General features: G+C 45.3%; 17 protein-coding genes and 1 CRISPR repeat array. Of the genes, 10 read left to right on the forward strand and 7 right to left on the reverse strand.

The annotated features are described in order from the left end of the window. Nucleotides 1-80 precede the first annotated feature (80 nt). The 3 genes from NST26_RS05365 (at nt 81) to NST26_RS05375 (ending at nt 2,455) form a co-directional block, all read left to right on the forward strand. Nucleotides 81-998 carry a DUF2785 domain-containing protein gene (locus NST26_RS05365; RefSeq protein WP_340955538.1) on the forward strand — a complete coding sequence of 306 codons (918 nt, stop codon included), beginning with the start codon at nt 81-83 and terminating at the stop codon, nt 996-998. After that, nucleotides 995-1,657 carry a Type 1 glutamine amidotransferase-like domain-containing protein gene (locus NST26_RS05370; RefSeq protein ID WP_340955537.1) on the forward strand — a complete coding sequence of 221 codons (663 nt, stop codon included), beginning with the start codon at nt 995-997 and terminating at the stop codon, nt 1,655-1,657. The genes NST26_RS05365 and NST26_RS05370 overlap by 4 nt, the downstream gene beginning before the upstream one ends. Before the next feature lie 318 nt (nt 1,658-1,975). After that, nucleotides 1,976-2,455 (forward strand): ferritin-like domain-containing protein, encoded by a 480-nt coding sequence (locus tag NST26_RS05375; RefSeq protein WP_340955535.1) that lies wholly within the window; start codon nt 1,976-1,978, stop codon nt 2,453-2,455. A 398-nt stretch (nt 2,456-2,853) separates the two neighbouring features. Here NST26_RS05375 and NST26_RS05380 read toward each other — a convergent pair whose 3' ends face one another. Continuing rightward, nucleotides 2,854-3,693: an alpha/beta fold hydrolase gene (locus NST26_RS05380; protein ID WP_340955533.1), complete on the reverse strand. Its 840-nt coding sequence runs from the start codon at nt 3,691-3,693 to the stop codon at nt 2,854-2,856. A 144-nt stretch (nt 3,694-3,837) separates the two neighbouring features. Here NST26_RS05380 and NST26_RS05385 point away from each other — a divergent pair, with 144 nt between their 5' ends. From NST26_RS05385 to NST26_RS05400, 4 genes are all read left to right on the forward strand, one after another. Then, the gene (locus NST26_RS05385; protein ID WP_339254158.1) at nt 3,838-4,701 is read left to right on the forward strand and encodes a LysR family transcriptional regulator; all 864 of its coding nucleotides are present in this window, start codon (nt 3,838-3,840) and stop codon (nt 4,699-4,701) included. 215 nt (nt 4,702-4,916) lie between these two features. Further along, on the forward strand, nt 4,917-5,921 hold the full coding sequence (locus tag NST26_RS05390) for an HD domain-containing protein (RefSeq protein WP_340955529.1): 1,005 nt from the start codon (nt 4,917-4,919) through the stop codon (nt 5,919-5,921). A gap of 3 nt (nt 5,922-5,924) precedes the next feature. Continuing rightward, nucleotides 5,925-6,119 carry a hypothetical protein gene (locus NST26_RS05395; protein WP_340955528.1) on the forward strand — a complete coding sequence of 65 codons (195 nt, stop codon included), beginning with the start codon at nt 5,925-5,927 and terminating at the stop codon, nt 6,117-6,119. Nucleotides 6,120-6,641: 522 nt separating this feature from the next. Next, nucleotides 6,642-7,807: direct repeats of the CRISPR family, unit length 32 nt; unit sequence GTCGCACTCTACGTGAGTGCGTGGATTGAAAT. 93 nt (nt 7,808-7,900) lie between these two features. Further along, entirely contained in the window at nt 7,901-8,449 is a 549-nt protein-coding gene (locus NST26_RS05400) for an HAD-IIIA family hydrolase (RefSeq protein ID WP_340955527.1), read from the forward strand. 38 nt (nt 8,450-8,487) lie between these two features. Here NST26_RS05400 and NST26_RS05405 read toward each other — a convergent pair whose 3' ends face one another. From NST26_RS05405 to NST26_RS05415, 3 genes are all read right to left on the reverse strand, one after another. Next, nucleotides 8,488-9,198, reverse strand: coding sequence for a hypothetical protein (locus NST26_RS05405; RefSeq protein ID WP_340955525.1), 711 nt, complete (start codon nt 9,196-9,198; stop codon nt 8,488-8,490). A gap of 1,038 nt (nt 9,199-10,236) precedes the next feature. Further along, nucleotides 10,237-10,470, reverse strand: coding sequence for a helix-turn-helix domain-containing protein (locus NST26_RS05410; protein WP_209876390.1), 234 nt, complete (start codon nt 10,468-10,470; stop codon nt 10,237-10,239). Between the two features lie 68 nt (nt 10,471-10,538). Continuing rightward, complete coding sequence (locus NST26_RS05415) at nt 10,539-10,895, reverse strand: hypothetical protein (protein WP_340955523.1); 357 nt, start codon at nt 10,893-10,895, stop codon at nt 10,539-10,541. A gap of 298 nt (nt 10,896-11,193) precedes the next feature. Between NST26_RS05415 and NST26_RS05420 the strand changes: the two genes are divergently transcribed. After that, nucleotides 11,194-12,327, forward strand: coding sequence for a GGDEF domain-containing protein (locus tag NST26_RS05420; protein ID WP_340955522.1), 1,134 nt, complete (start codon nt 11,194-11,196; stop codon nt 12,325-12,327). A 1-nt stretch (nt 12,328) separates the two neighbouring features. Here the strand turns inward: NST26_RS05420 and NST26_RS05425 are convergent, their stop codons facing one another. Next, on the reverse strand, nt 12,329-12,901 hold the full coding sequence (locus tag NST26_RS05425; RefSeq protein ID WP_340955519.1) for a CGNR zinc finger domain-containing protein: 573 nt from the start codon (nt 12,899-12,901) through the stop codon (nt 12,329-12,331). A gap of 172 nt (nt 12,902-13,073) precedes the next feature. Here NST26_RS05425 and NST26_RS05430 point away from each other — a divergent pair, with 172 nt between their 5' ends. Both NST26_RS05430 and NST26_RS05435 read left to right on the forward strand, forming a co-directional pair. Next, nucleotides 13,074-13,568, forward strand: coding sequence for a DinB family protein (locus tag NST26_RS05430; RefSeq protein ID WP_339254173.1), 495 nt, complete (start codon nt 13,074-13,076; stop codon nt 13,566-13,568). Nucleotides 13,569-13,678: 110 nt separating this feature from the next. Further along, complete coding sequence (locus NST26_RS05435) at nt 13,679-13,849, forward strand: hypothetical protein (RefSeq protein WP_200869223.1); 171 nt, start codon at nt 13,679-13,681, stop codon at nt 13,847-13,849. A gap of 87 nt (nt 13,850-13,936) precedes the next feature. Here NST26_RS05435 and cmpA read toward each other — a convergent pair whose 3' ends face one another. Together cmpA and NST26_RS05445 are read right to left on the reverse strand one after the other, a co-directional pair. Next, nucleotides 13,937-14,074, reverse strand: coding sequence for a cortex morphogenetic protein CmpA (gene cmpA / locus NST26_RS05440; RefSeq protein WP_143803736.1), 138 nt, complete (start codon nt 14,072-14,074; stop codon nt 13,937-13,939). A gap of 119 nt (nt 14,075-14,193) precedes the next feature. Continuing rightward, nucleotides 14,194-14,553 (reverse strand): hydrolase/acyltransferase, encoded by a 360-nt coding sequence (locus NST26_RS05445; protein ID WP_340955518.1) that lies wholly within the window; start codon nt 14,551-14,553, stop codon nt 14,194-14,196. Nucleotides 14,554-14,629 lie beyond the last annotated feature (76 nt).

Below are 14,629 nucleotides of genomic sequence, written 5' to 3' on the forward strand. Positions count from 1 at the left end.
GTCATTGTGTTTTATAGTAGGGATATCGGCGGGAGAAATACATAATGCCGTTATAACTGGGTTAGGAGTGAACCGACTAGATGAAAGCCTGCATTTTGGACGAAGATGTCAATGAACGGGGTACGAAGGACACGCGGACAGAACTGATACACAAGCTGCACAGATTGGAGGAAGAACAGTATATCCTGCGAGAGGGAGAAAGCATCCAAGACTTTACCGATCTGATGCTGCGGCATATTGGTGACCCGGAGCCTGAGCTTCGTGAGCATATTTATTCTACCTTTTACATATGGCTGAAGCGCGATAATAAGTTCACAGATGAGGAAATGCGGCATCTATTGACTGTCCTGATGGACGACCGGTATTTGTTCTACCGTATTGGAAGCGTGGATGACCACAGCGTACTCACCAGGGCATTCGCGGTTCTGCCGATCGCTCTTATTATGCAACGGGACAGGATTCAACCATTCTTGACGCCAAAAGACTTCCAGCATCTAAAGCGCTCGCTGCTTCGCTACTATCAGGAGGAGAAGGACCTGCGCGGTTATCTGGCAGCCGAAGGCTGGGCTCATGCCGCAGCTCACGGGGCAGATGCCCTGGAGGAGCTGATCCGCTATAAGGAAAGTGACATTGAGGTGCAGCACGAGGTGCTTATGGCGATTACAGGAATGCTGCATAACAGTGTCCGGATTTTTGACGAGGAGGAAGACGAACGTATGGCTAACGTTGTGGACACGATGATCAGTGAATCGCTGTTACCACAGCAGGAGATTGCCGGCTGGATTCATAGCTTGGCGCAGTGTACGGAATGGCCGGATACACGCGCACAGAGAGTTGCCAGAGTGAACGGGAAAAATATGGTGCGCAGCCTGTATTTCAGAACACTTGCCCGGCATGACGGGAATCATCGGAGACTTACCAGCGCCATGCTGGCGGCTGAAGCTAAATTAAACCGCTTTAACGGGGCAAACCCTGCATATGGAGGTGATGAAGCTTGAGTACTCACTATTATTTCAGTTGGTTTAATGATTTTTTACCAGAGGGGCTGGTTGAGTGGTTGCAGGAGGATCTACAAGACAGACAATCGCTTGTTATGATTAGCGCTCAACCCTCTGATTATGAAGACGGGCAGATTCACTTTGAGGATATAACGGAATGGACATGGCTCCATCAGGCTAATCTTATGTTTAAGGAGAACCATTTCATCGATTACCGCATGCCGAAGGATGAGGCCCGGCAATGGATTCAGAACGCGTCGGTCATTTTTCTATGCGGCGGAGATCCTGTTCAACAGAACAACTTTTTGGCGGAATATGAATTAACCGATGTGATTAAGAACAGCAATGCCGTTATCTTGGGGGCCAGCGCCGGTTCGTTGAACATGGCTGCCAAATGGGTAACCTCGCAGAGCGCCGATCATACCGTTGAAATAGATACGATTCATGATGGGTTGGACTTTAATCCTTTTGCCTATGAATCTCATTCGAAACGCGATTACGCCTCTTTCGTTCAAGGCTACCTGTTCCCCTTATCGGAGGAGATCGATGTATATGCGGCAGAGCAGGAGAGTGCGATTCGTGTAAAAGACGGCGCAATCGAAATAATGGGCCCGGTATATTTAATATCCCGCTCGAAGATTCAGAAAATAAGTGTATGATTACGAAACAACCACAGAACCATTTGAAATACAGTCAGCGATTGGATCAATGCTAAAGGTATCCATGCATGTTCAGTCTTTGGAGCTGTTTCGGTTAGAGACAATCTTCCAATCATCATCGATTCAATATTTGAGGTTGAAAAATAAAGGAGAACCCAGGAGGATACCTTGGAAAGCCGCTCATCCAGGCACATACTACGTTTGGTGGGAGTGTTAATCTAGGAACTGTGCATTAAACCTTTCTTCAAATAATCACATACTGGGCTTATGTGCATATAATTGATGATATGATTATTTGCATTTCTGGAGGTTTAGCTCATGCATAGGATTTATCCGTATTGGTTTAGATCACAATTCGTCCCCGTTTGGGCCACTACAACACAAGAATCACTTGAATTAATGAGGAATGCCGTACAAGGTGAACGAAATGATGAACTTTTTTATGATCAACTCATCAGACTTGCCCCGAACCAAGAACAAGTTGAAGTGATTACCTCTATTCGGAATGATGAAAGAGGACATAATCAAATGTTCCGACAAATGTATAAGGAATTAACAGGGCATGAAGTAACAGGAGTTGGCAACGAACCTCCGGATAATGTTAATTCTTATATTGCCGGGTTGCAACAAGCCTTCCAAGGTGAATTATCTGCTGTTGAGAAATATCGAAAGATATGGTTCGGTCTTCCGTACGGCATTTACAAGGATACTCTGTATGGCATTATTCTGGATGAGCAAAAACATGCGGCTAAATATAACAATCTCCTGCTACAAAACTTAGCTGCAAATCAGTTCTGATCCTACGCACGAAGAGGCCTCTTTACTCACAGGGAGTGGAGGGGCCTCTTTACTGATTAATACGCGTCTAGTGTTCACTGGCCGTATCTGGTGTAGAGTACAAAGTCCTGAAGGGATATCTTATACAAACATTGGAGATTGTTCCTAAGTATATAGCGGAGGATCCAATGGTAGATGTGTGGAGTAGAATCAGCTCACCTTAATATTCAATTCTAGATTTTAGCTTTGCTCAGGAATAATAACATCTTCAGTGGGTACCATATGGAAAAACCAAGTTTATGCTATCCTCGAGTGTCCTTTCATATCTAATTAAGAAATTCAAACCTGAACAGTAACATCATTAGAAAAACACGAGGAAGTGGCATACACGCCTCGTGTTTTTTCTGTGTCACCCTAAATCACGAATGTTTATTGCAAAAATGGTCGATATAATCAGAACATTGTCCAGGTTCATCTTCCATTACGAAATGACCAGCTTTTGGAATGACACGTAGACAGGCATGGGGGATATCCTGGACAAGCCTCTTTGCATAAGCGAGGGGCTGCCATTCATCTTCCTCCCCCCATAGAATTTGAACGGGGACCTTCAGTTTGGGTAAATCTGTTTTATAGGATTCAGTATATTTTGCATTATAGTGAGCTACCTGATGGGAGAAAAAAGATGCTTTACCTAATAGACCGGCATGGGGTGCAAGATATGCGTCTAGTGTATCCCCTGTCATGAGGTCTTTATTATAAACTGCCATGGGTAACTGTTTTTTTAGCATGGTATCAAAATCAGTACGGGACATTTGTTCAACCCGTTCGAACTGTTCTTCAATAATTTTCTTCCAGGTTGGTGAGGGCCACGAATCATAGCTGGGGATGTTGAGTAACGTGAGCGATTGTACACGCTCAGGTTGTTCCTGAGCCAATTGGAGGCCAACAATTCCACCTAGATCGTGGGCTGCGACATGTAAACGATCCATTCCGAGTTCGTCTAAAAGCTGACTGAACAGAGTATATTGTGCTGCCACAGAAGTATCTGTTTCGAGTGGTCTTTCGGATGCTCCATATCCAAGAAGGTCATGAACGTAGATTTTATACCCTTTTTGAACCAGAGAGGGTATTACTTTTCTCCATTCATAGCTATAAGACGGTGTTCCATGAAGGAGCCATATGGGAGAGCCTTCTCCGTATTGCTCATAAGCAATTCGATATCCATTGATCAACATGGATGACGTTGCTGCTGTTTGCATGGTGATTACTCCCTTCTATAAACGATTGAGATTAATTTAGCTCTTATTGAGTTACATTGAATATAAACGATTGCATTCTATTAGTAAAATTGATAGTTTATATGTAAACAATCAGTTTTGATGATGGTAAAAAGAAGGGAGCCAATGATGGAAATACGTCATTTGGTAACATTTATTGCGATTGTAGAACACGAGGGATTTACCAAAGCTGCTGAGCATCTTGGATACGCGCAATCTACAATCACATTGCATATCAAGGCATTGGAAGAGGAGATTAACTACCCTTTATTTGATCGAATCGGTAAGCGGGTTATTTTAACGGAGACTGGGAGAAAATTGTTGCCACATGCCAAAAAAATGCTTGACCTGTATCATATGATTAAGGAAGTGACTGCTGCGCAAGGGGAATTAACGGGTAATATCGTTATCAGTATTGGGGAAACTTTGTTGATCTATCGTTTTCCGCCTATTATTGAAGAGTTCAAAAAATTACATCCCCATGTCAATATAGAATGGCACCAATTAGATTCCGTACATTATAAAGAGAATTTGATGCAAGGTAAAAGTGATATTTCCTTTATGCTGGGGACAGAGGTACATGACCCCAATTTGTACAGTGAGAAATTGGCTGAGGAGCCCATGATGTTGTTGTATCCAAATTCATTTGAGCTACAACTGGACATTGTGCAAAGCAATTTACTTTTTACCGAAAGAGGTTGCGATTATCGCACATTGTTTGAACAATGCATTGAGGAGTATCAGTTAGGGATTACTTCCAATATTGAATTCTGGAGTATTGAAGCCGTGAAACAATCTATATTGAGTGGTATGGGCATATCCTTGTTACCTCGAATTACGGTAGAGAGGGAGCTGAAGGAAGAAAAACTTTCAGGTCAGCAGTACAAACAGAATCTAGCTACGCAGTTGTTATATCCCAAAAACAAGTGGATCTCTCCTCAAGTAGAAGCTTTTATTGAGATCGTTAGAAAGCATGCCTCCCTCTGGTAAGAAATGAGAAGAGTGTTGATAATTATTCGGATTCAATTCAAGTATTGAACTAACGAAGAACGTTAGTCCAACAACACAGCTGCAGTCTATGACTTTATTTTCTCGTTCAGATCTGCCGCCATTTAAAAAGCTGACTCTCCCATCTACTGCGCAGTATACGTCTACTATTCACTGGTCCGTATCTAGAATTTAAGAACACAGGAGGAAACCTTGGAATGGACTTTAGGTTAAGACTGGATGGTGCTTTAGATGAAATCTATGAACCTCTATGGAAGCTCAGGATTCAGCTCACTGATGAAGAAAAAGCACTGCTCCGAAGCAAAAAGGTGCGGCGGCTTCATTACATTCGGCATGGAGGAGCTTCTTTTATCAATACCCACCATACCTACAGCCGCTTACAGCATACGTTAGGTGTATTTGCGCTTACAGCGCATTTTGAGCCGGATAATCGTACGTTGCGGGCAGCTGCATTGCTGCATGATATCGGACATGCGCCTTTCAGTCATACACTAGAATCCCTTCCAGGCGTGGATCATCATGAATGGACGCGGGAGGCCGTGTTTTCACAGGAGATCGTTGACATCCTAGCCCGTGCGAATATTCGTACAACTGATGTTATGGACTATATTGATGGTTCGAAGCGTAGCCTATTGAGGAACAAGGACGGAATTCTTCATGCAGATCATCTGGACTCCTGGGTCAGAAGTGCATTTGTCGGCGGTTATCTGACTATTACAACTGGGGAACTTTTAGAAGCGATGAGCTATAGAAATGGAAGTCTCCAGTTCACACTGGAGGCTGGCAAGCAGGTCACCGAGCTCATATGGGAAGAAGCCCGTATGCAAGCTTCCCCGGCTAACATCGGCGTAAACGCGATCATGAGGAAACTGGCTGGCCGCGTAATACATAAGGATGAAATTGAAGCAGCAAAGTTGCCGGCCATGACGGATACACATATTGAGCAGTTGCTTTGTAGTGATCCAGACACACGGGAAGAGTATGAGCAGTTGCTCATGGAATCATGGCGAATTCGCGTGTCGCGGGAAAAGCCATCTTTTCCAGTGGAAACAGCAGTTTTGAGTAAGCTCTATCTTGCAATGCCGCTCATCCAGGGTGTTGTGATCACTGAATATTCAGATGAATATTCGCAAGATTGTCTCGCTACGATTAACCAGCTTACAGAGCTGCTAGGCACATACTACGTTTGGTGGGAGTGTTAAGATATGACGAATCCAGAGAATTTAACTTGCAAAGCATGTGGAAGTAATACCTTTGTAAAAGGTGAAGTGAATGCAGTGGATGCTAGAGTGATGCCGATCGGTAAAACTTTTTCTTTTGGCTCCCCGGTTATCTATACATTTTGTAAAAAGTGCGGAGAAGCAGCCTCCATTAGAATTAAAAATCCGGATAAATTTTGAATATAACATTTCGTAATCAAATTTAATGAGGAGTGAATTTATATTGATATTCTTTAAATTAAAGACCCTATTTAAATTAACTGCTCTGGTTCTTACTGTCTTTGGCTGCTACACGCTTATTATGAGATTATTTTTCTAATGATGGCCTTATCTTCAAAAAAGTCCAAAAAATTGTGGCCGAGTGCCTTATCGATAACATTCCATCTATCAGAGTTTTGGAGAAATTGAATTTTACACGAACCGAGTAAAGAACGGAATGATTATGTGGGAATTACTAAATATACACTAATTTATCGTCATGCAGAATGACTTACGATAGATTAAAATAGAAAAGAGATCCGGTGCGAATGCCAAGCTCCCATGAAATTCCCGGGAGTTTCGCACCTCAGAATTTGTCGAAAGTCTATAAATATGAGGGTAGTCTTGATAAGTCAAGGGTGGTCTTATATCTTTTCAAGAATAGACTTAGGAGCCAGATAGTGAATTAATACGGGAAAAGCATGGTTTATGCTTTTTTTCGCTGTCGCACTCTACGTGAGTGCGTGGATTGAAATCTTTCTCCACGTGGTAAATGACATCTCCTGGACTACGTCGCACTCTACGTGAGTGCGTGGATTGAAATACGCTTACCGCCGCGGCGTTCAGCCTGTTTGTTTTGTCGCACTCTACGTGAGTGCGTGGATTGAAATTATTGGTAGGCGGGGTTTTATTTGTCGGAGCCAGTCGCACTCTACGTGAGTGCGTGGATTGAAATATTACAGCATTAACTTCACGGTGGATCTTGGTCTGTCGCACTCTACGTGAGTGCGTGGATTGAAATTTTAGAGGGGAGGGTGATTTTAACGGTACGTGCTGTCGCACTCTACGTGAGTGCGTGGATTGAAATAAAATCGAAAGGTCCGGGAATGCTTGCTGGGATGCGTCGCACTCTACGTGAGTGCGTGGATTGAAATTTTAAACATGCGCAAATTGAAGCAGTCGGCAACTGTCGCACTCTACGTGAGTGCGTGGATTGAAATCATGTACTGCTTGCATGATCAAAAATCTTGTCTGTCGCACTCTACGTGAGTGCGTGGATTGAAATTTTAGCTGGTGATATTGTTTTTAAATTAATTGAGTCGCACTCTACGTGAGTGCGTGGATTGAAATGGTATAAAGGGAGTACATAGGCACTATGGGCCACAGGTCGCACTCTACGTGAGTGCGTGGATTGAAATTTTCAAACTCTTGCCAAGCATTGGTGTAGTGTCACGTCGCACTCTACGTGAGTGCGTGGATTGAAATAGCGCGGCATATACCGCGTCCCCGCCGGTTACGTTGTCGCACTCTACGTGAGTGCGTGGATTGAAATTCCAGGATCGCAATTGATCTCCCAAACGTCCGAAGCGTCGCACTCTACGTGAGTGCGTGGATTGAAATCTTTACGCCAGAACCGCTATCCGTTCCCGCAGCAATTGTCGCACTCTACGTGAGTGCGTGGATTGAAATAAGTTTGAAAATCAATTCATATACAGATATTACTTGGTCACACTCTACGTGAGTGCGTGGATTGAAATCTACCCGAGCAGATTATAAAGCTCAGGCGCTACGTGTCATACTCTACGTGAGTGCGTGGATTGAAATCACTTAAAGCGGAACAAACACATTATTAAATAAGTCGCACTCTACGTGAGTGCGCGAATTGAAGTATCTAACGAGGTGATGTCCATGAGAGGTTTTGTAATAGTTGTTTTGATTTTAGTTGTGGCTTTGGATTCTTCAGGAAGAAGAGGTGAATCCGCTTGACCCTTCAAGCTGTATTTGTGGATCGCGATGGGACCTTGGGCGGGAACGGTCATTTCATCCACCCCCGGGATTTTGAATTATTTCCATACTCACTAGAAGCATTGCAATTATTCAAAAAACATGAAATCCCAATCATCGCCCTAACGAACCAACACAATATATCTAAAGGACTTGCTACAGAATTAGACTTTAGGAATGAATTTGACAGTTACGGATTTGACGCCGCATACATATGTCCCCATGAGCCTGAAGACGGCTGTGTATGCCACAAACCGCAACCTGGGATGCTTCTGCAAGCGGCAACCGATCATGGATTAGATTTAACCCGGTGTGCTGTGATTGGCGATGTGGGTTCGACTGATATGCTTGCAGCGGCAGCAGTGGGAGCCAGAAGAATTCTGGTAGAGACAGGCTGGGGGATGCAGTCTTTGGATAAATACCGTCACCTGTGGTATGAACAGGCAGAACCAGATTACATCGCGAAGGACCTTCTGGATGCGGCAAAATGGTTGGTTAGCACAATAAAGCGGACCACGCCTGAGTAAAGCTGCGTTGTCCGCTTTGTTTTGCTAGGGTCCCTCGGTTATTGCACGTTTTCCGGGTTAAACTCCGTTAGGCGGATCAAAGGCTTTTTCTTCCGAGTTCCTTTTTTCGTTGTGGTATTTCCTTGTTCGTCCGTTCTCTGCTCTATAAATTGTCCGGTCAAAAAATTGATATCATCCTCGTCCGCTTGATCCATAGTGGTTGCTCCAGTGAAGTAGCTTCCGCTTGTCGCTCCGATTAAAAACCAATCCTGATTCTGGTACCTGAATCTATACTTGTTGTACCATCTCCAGTTGCTCCCTCCGTAATCGCTAACCAGGACAGACCCCCGATTAATGGTAAGGCTATCAAAAGGATCGCCCCAGATGCCGCCCTCATCCGATCGCAAAATGACATTTTTGGCAATGATGGATAGGGTATACGTATTGTTTTTGCTGCCAAAAGCGATTAAGAGTGACCGTGGAGACGCCTCGTCCATAACCATATCCTTCTCAATGACCGCTGCGAGATCTGAGATCCCGTCTTTATTCAAATCACCTTTGGCGATGGCCTTCTCTCCCAGGACAGGCTCTAAAATGTGCCACCCGGCCGGAATTAGTGCGTTGATGTTATCTGCTTTGGCTACTGGCTTTGGGGTCTGGGTTGAAGCTGCTTTTGCCTCAGCAGTTTGAATATGAGAAGGATCAGTACACCCCACTATGTAGCTTAAAAGGGCAACAATACCTACGGACCTTACTATTAGTTTTTTCATCGAGTCTACTTCCTTCCCATGTTCTACGAGGATTCTTCCCTCATGATGCTTACATTCCTACCCAGTATATCGAATAGTCTCTTAATTTAAAACGCAGTGGATAAGACAAAAAAACTACAAAATTGAAAGAAGTTATAGTTATACAGAACCTATCAAATGGGTTAAAATAGAAGGAGAGGGCTCGGTGCGAATGCCAAGCTCCCATGAAATCTCCGGGGGTTTCGCACCTCAGAATTTGTCGAAAGTTTATAAATAAGAGGATAGTCTTTAAAAGCCAAGGGTGGTTGTATATCTTTTCAAGATTAGAATAAGGGGACAGATGGTGAATTAATGCGGGAAAAGCATGGGTTACACTTTTTTCGCTGTCGCACTCTACACGAGTGCGTGGATTGAAATATGCCAGTAGATAAAGTATTGATACAACCTCGGCGTCGCACTCTACACGAGTGCGTGGATTGAAATAAGGATTACCTGATAACATTCACTACTATCACCTGTCGTACTCTACTTGATTGCGTGGATTGAAATGATTGAATTCGTGGTCTATGGAAAATGCGCATTGTCGCACTCTGTATGATTGCGTGGATTGAAATATCTTTGGGATATCCTCTATAGGAGGGATCTCCTCTTATACAACATCACAAACACACTTCATTTATCATTTTTATGTGCGAATACCAACCTGGGACTTTAAAAAATACGAAAGGAGACTCAATTTCCTAATTGGATTTTTTGTAAATCAGTGTCCACTAGCAAAGAGGGGTGCCGAAGCAGATTTTAACTTCTCCAGATAGCCATGATATTGCAAAAGTGACTGAAGATTATTCTGCGCATGAACTAACAGTTACTCAAGGGGAAATATTGTGGGGGTTAAAGCACTTAAACGAATGGACTTACTGTAAGGCGGATAATAACGTATACGGTTGGGTCCCAACTTTTTGTTTAGCTGATTTACAAGAATCTGGTTAGCCCCTACTCATAAGTAAAAGCACTGAATATCTGCGCAGCCGCAGGACTCAGTGCTTTTTTAATCCTATTCTATTTCTTCAGGCGTATCTCAAATAAATCGTTAGGACTAACTTCAAAATAGAGACACAACTTCATGATCAACTCTGCGGATATTTTCTTTTTATCCATGTTGGTGTTGTGCACCAATTCCATAATGGTAGTTCTTCGATGCCCTATCTCATTAGACAGTTTAAGTACTGAGATATTGTGAACTTTTAAAATTTGGTCGAGTTTAAAGTGCAATGTATATTTATCAAATTCCACAGGGGTCCTCCTACATGAAAAAATACACTTCTAAAGTGCACATTAGAATAATGTTGATACCCATTCCCTTAATGTAAATGGTACAAAGAATAGATATCTAAAATGTTATCCAAGCCATCCAACAGCTCCCTAACCACTGGGTTTTTCGCCGAATCACCAATACTGGAGTAAGCATAGGTTGGTTGAACTGAAGGGAGAGAAGTGATGAAATAGTCTTCGGGTAACTCATAGGTATGGTTAATATTTGTGAGTTGTAAGTTGTACTGCTTGGGGCTTGGAGTTTCGCCGCTGATGATTTGGTCGATGGTAAGGCGGGGTATCCCTGTCTGTTTTGATAAAGACAGTTTAGAAATCCCTCTCAACCGCAAGAAGATCACCATGTTATTAGAAATTATCTCCCTGTGCTCAAAAAAATTGATACTCACTTTTTACACCCCATTGTACTTAATATACTTTATATTATAAAGGAACATTGAGAATATACGGGAGTACATACACAAAAAAGAAGTTAGTTTCAGACTATTTTGAATCCACGCATCCATTGGAGCGGCTAAGCGCTATTTATAAATTATCCCATATTTCCTGAGCTGAAAATAGAAGTGTGGGAATCACTCCCCCCACCCCCGTACATATCCCACAAGTGAGTATCCGACCCGGACCCTGGCATGTTAAAATAGGAGAAATGTGTACATCTAATGTGTGAATTTAATCGGGGGGCAACAGGTGAGAGCGTTGAGATTGAGAGATTACATGGGCCCTTCGGAGACTTCTGCGCACCGGCAGGCGAAGTGGGTCAAGCGGTTTCTGTATACGTATTGGCTGGTGATTGCTCTGCATTTCCTGGCCCAGCTGGGGTCTTTTGTATGTTTGCCGTATCCCATGGGAGCGCATGAATTCTACTATGATGTGCTGCTTTATCCGACGCTGCTGATGAGTGCGGTGGTCGGGTTGACGCAGCTGGTGGATGTTGCGGCACCGAGGTATTCCTTCGTGCTGCTGTTTGTGGCGGGGACGATTATTGCCATGATGATTATCCATCTGAATATGGATATCCGGATTATCGGGGCGTTGATGCTGCTGCCGATTATTGCGTCGGCGATTTTTTTTCGGCTGGATCTGACCTTGTTCACGTCTGCCCTCCAAGCGGCTGCGTTCTTCATTCTGTACCGCTGGGATTACTGGTTCAAGTATTACCTTACAGACTTCGACCTGGTTGCCATTCCGCTCTTCCTGCTAGTCGGGACCCTGGTGGCGGGGATTGTCATTATTAACGGGCGTGAATTGGCGAGCGATCTGGAAGCTACCTTAACGGCCAAGCAGGATCTGATGATCGAGAACGCGGTGATCCGCAAGCTGTCTACCACCGATGCACTGACAGGACTGTATAACCATATTTCTTTTCACGAATTCTATGAAAAAGCGCTGGAATACGGAAGCCAGGGTGCCCCGTTCCATCTTGCGCTGGTGGATATCGATAATTTCAAGCAAATTAACGATAAATATGGACACCGTACGGGGGATCTGGTGCTGGCCCGGGTCGCACAGATCATCAAGGACCATCTCTCTGCGGCAGACATTGCTGCCCGCTACGGCGGCGAGGAGTTTGCGGTGTTGCTGTTCGAGAAGAGCTTCGAGGAGGCCTATACGCTCATGGATTGGATACGCCACCAGCTCTCGGAGACGCTACATGAAGAGATGGAGAACGGGGCGGTGACCGTCAGCATTGGCCTCAAGAGCTATGCCGAAGGCACCACCAAAGAAACGCTCTTCGAAGAAGTCGATAATCTCCTCTATACGGCCAAGCACTCCGGCAAAAATACTACGCTGACCCCGCTGACTCAGCGGATTGTGGTATAGATTACTCTGCCGGAGCTTCACCCTCCGCTGCTTTTTTGCGTGCCCGGAACCGCCGCACCTTCATCAGATTCCCGCACAGCTTGTCATCGCAGTACCGCTTCGAGCGGTTGCGGGTATCGTCGTAATAGACCCAGAGACAGTCAGGATTCCCGCAAATACGGAAGCGAGAGGGCTCCTTCTCCAGCAGCGCAGCCGCAAAAGAGGCGGCAATCTCCGCCATAATCTGCCCCCAGTCCGCACGCTGCGGTTGGAGGGAGATCTCAGCGTCACCTGCGGGCGTCCAGACCACACGGCGAACAACCGGCCCGTTGCCCATGTAAGTATTTAACTGCGCAAGCAGTTCTGTAGACGGAGACTCTCCCGCGACCAGCCGCTGCAGCTCGTCCCACAACAAGCCGCGTAGTTCTTTCAGTTGCTCCAGCTCCTCCGGGAGGAGAGGGCCTGCCGCCGGCAGTTTCTGCTCCACCAGCCATTGCTCCAGCCACTCCGGTTCTTCGAGCCGGTCCTCGTCCTTGCTCCGGTCACTAGTCCGCCAATTCCGCCAATAGCTGTTCATGAAATCTACCCACAGCAAGCTTCATCTGTCCCTTCGCATGATCTTTCCCTTGATTGTAACAGTTAAAAATGAGTTATGCTAGTTACTTGATACACTCCGGCAAATATGTTAAAGTGCTCGTGTAACTGTTATTATGGTTGTTTAGTCGTTACCAAATCATTAACACCCACAAATTACAGGAGGAATTCAAATGGAAAACAAAATCAGCGATGTTCTATTGGAGAATTGGGATTATGTAATGGATGTAGAGGATTGGCAACCGCCGCTGAGTGCTGCGCTTGAAGGTGTGAACAGTGAGCAGGCCCTCTGGAAGCCGGAGGGAGCGGCGGGCAATTCGATCTGGGAGAACGTTAACCATCTGACGTATTATAAGGAGCGTCTGCTGCGTAAGCTTAAGGGGATGGAGAAATTGCCTGATCTGGAGAGCAATGACGCCACGTTCACTGTAACAGGAAGCGGGGAAGAGGACTGGAAGCAGGCGGTAGACAAGCTGAAGTCCATTCATGCCTCACTACGCGAGATTATTGTAGCTCTGGAGGAAGGCGCTTATGAATGGGGCGGCTCCGGGCATGCACCGGGCGAAGAGGTAATGAGCCTGATTCTGCATGATGCCTATCATACGGGACAGATTGTACTGGTCCGCAAGCTGCAGGGCTCCTGGCCAAGCACCCGCCGTTTCGATTAAGACGACAGTCATATTTTACAAGCAGTCTGCGTCTCTATACTACTGTTTCAGCTCCAAATCCCCGGGTTAATGGTTGACATGCAGCTAACCCCCGAGAGGAGAGATTGAAGATGGAGCCGAATTACAAGGACAGAAGTGTTGAGGTTGAACGGACAGAGGTGCACCGCAAATCGGATTCCAGTCTGGTCGCATCCACGTTCATTAAATATGCAGCCTACATTATAATCACCTTCGGAGTTCTGTTTTTCCTGGTGAAATACGTATTCCCGATGTTTAAATAAGCCGGCTGCCAAGCGCAGACTTGGCCGGATTCACGCCAAAAAGCCACGATGCCCCTCAGGGGATCGCGGCTTTTTGTTACATAACCGTTATACGTTCTTCTGGATCATCTCGTGGGAATCGGCGGTATTCCGGTAAAAGAACCAGCATTCATTCAGCAGTCTAATCTGACGGCAGTCCTTCTTGAAATAGGCCTTCATGAGCTGTTGGCGAAGCCATTGTGGCAAGGGTACCCCTCCTCTGCATGCTTCCTGTGTATAGATAGCATATGGGGGAATACGCCCAAAGGTGCACGGTTAGTTTCAGGTAGCCAAGCCGAATTTCACAAGGCCGCCCGGAACCAGCGTTACAGCACCCGTTCTTCTTCCTCTTCATACCATTGTTCGAGCTGGGCCTGGAGCGCCCGGATTTCGGTCAATAGTGAGATCAGCGGGTAATGCTCCTCCTTAATGGAGGCAAAAGCCTGCTCCAGCCGGTTAATATACGCCAGCCCCGACTCCAAGTGATGCTCTTCGCGCAGCAGCTCCAGCGCCTCGCATTCGGCCACCGCCCGCGGCAGTCCGGGTACATTCTCGGCTGTCAGCTTGTCGATTTCTTTGTTCAGGCGAAGATTGAGGGCGCTTAGCTGGTAAGCATATTCCTCCGGCATCTCCACGAATAGCAATTCCTGATCCTGCTGCATAATTACGTAACGCATTCTAGGCATCTTTCATTCTCCCTCCGGACTTGTCTTCCTTCTTGACAGTGTAGCGTATGGGCAAGTTACAATTCAAGTAGTGATC

The sequence above is a fragment of the Paenibacillus sp. FSL R7-0128 genome, assembly GCF_038002245.1.
Classification (GTDB): domain Bacteria; phylum Bacillota; class Bacilli; order Paenibacillales; family Paenibacillaceae; genus Paenibacillus_AQ; species Paenibacillus_AQ silagei.

Bases quoted from the DNA above. Each gene is read 5' to 3' on its own strand.
- NST26_RS05405 (WP_340955525.1), bottom strand. From the start codon at position 9,198: ATGAAAAAACTAATAGTAAGGTCCGTAGGTATTGTTGCCCTTTTAAGC.
- NST26_RS05390 (WP_340955529.1), top strand. From the start codon at position 4,917: ATGGACTTTAGGTTAAGACTGGATGGTGCTTTAGATGAAATCTATGAA.
- NST26_RS05445 (WP_340955518.1), bottom strand. From the start codon at position 14,553: ATGCCTAGAATGCGTTACGTAATTATGCAGCAGGATCAGGAATTGCTA.
- NST26_RS05375 (WP_340955535.1), top strand. From the start codon at position 1,976: ATGCATAGGATTTATCCGTATTGGTTTAGATCACAATTCGTCCCCGTT.
- NST26_RS05395 (WP_340955528.1), top strand. From the start codon at position 5,925: ATGACGAATCCAGAGAATTTAACTTGCAAAGCATGTGGAAGTAATACC.
- NST26_RS05380 (WP_340955533.1), bottom strand. From the start codon at position 3,693: ATGCAAACAGCAGCAACGTCATCCATGTTGATCAATGGATATCGAATT.
- NST26_RS05385 (WP_339254158.1), top strand. From the start codon at position 3,838: ATGATGGAAATACGTCATTTGGTAACATTTATTGCGATTGTAGAACAC.
- NST26_RS05435 (WP_200869223.1), top strand. From the start codon at position 13,679: ATGGAGCCGAATTACAAGGACAGAAGTGTTGAGGTTGAACGGACAGAG.
- NST26_RS05430 (WP_339254173.1), top strand. From the start codon at position 13,074: ATGGAAAACAAAATCAGCGATGTTCTATTGGAGAATTGGGATTATGTA.
- NST26_RS05365 (WP_340955538.1), top strand. From the start codon at position 81: ATGAAAGCCTGCATTTTGGACGAAGATGTCAATGAACGGGGTACGAAG.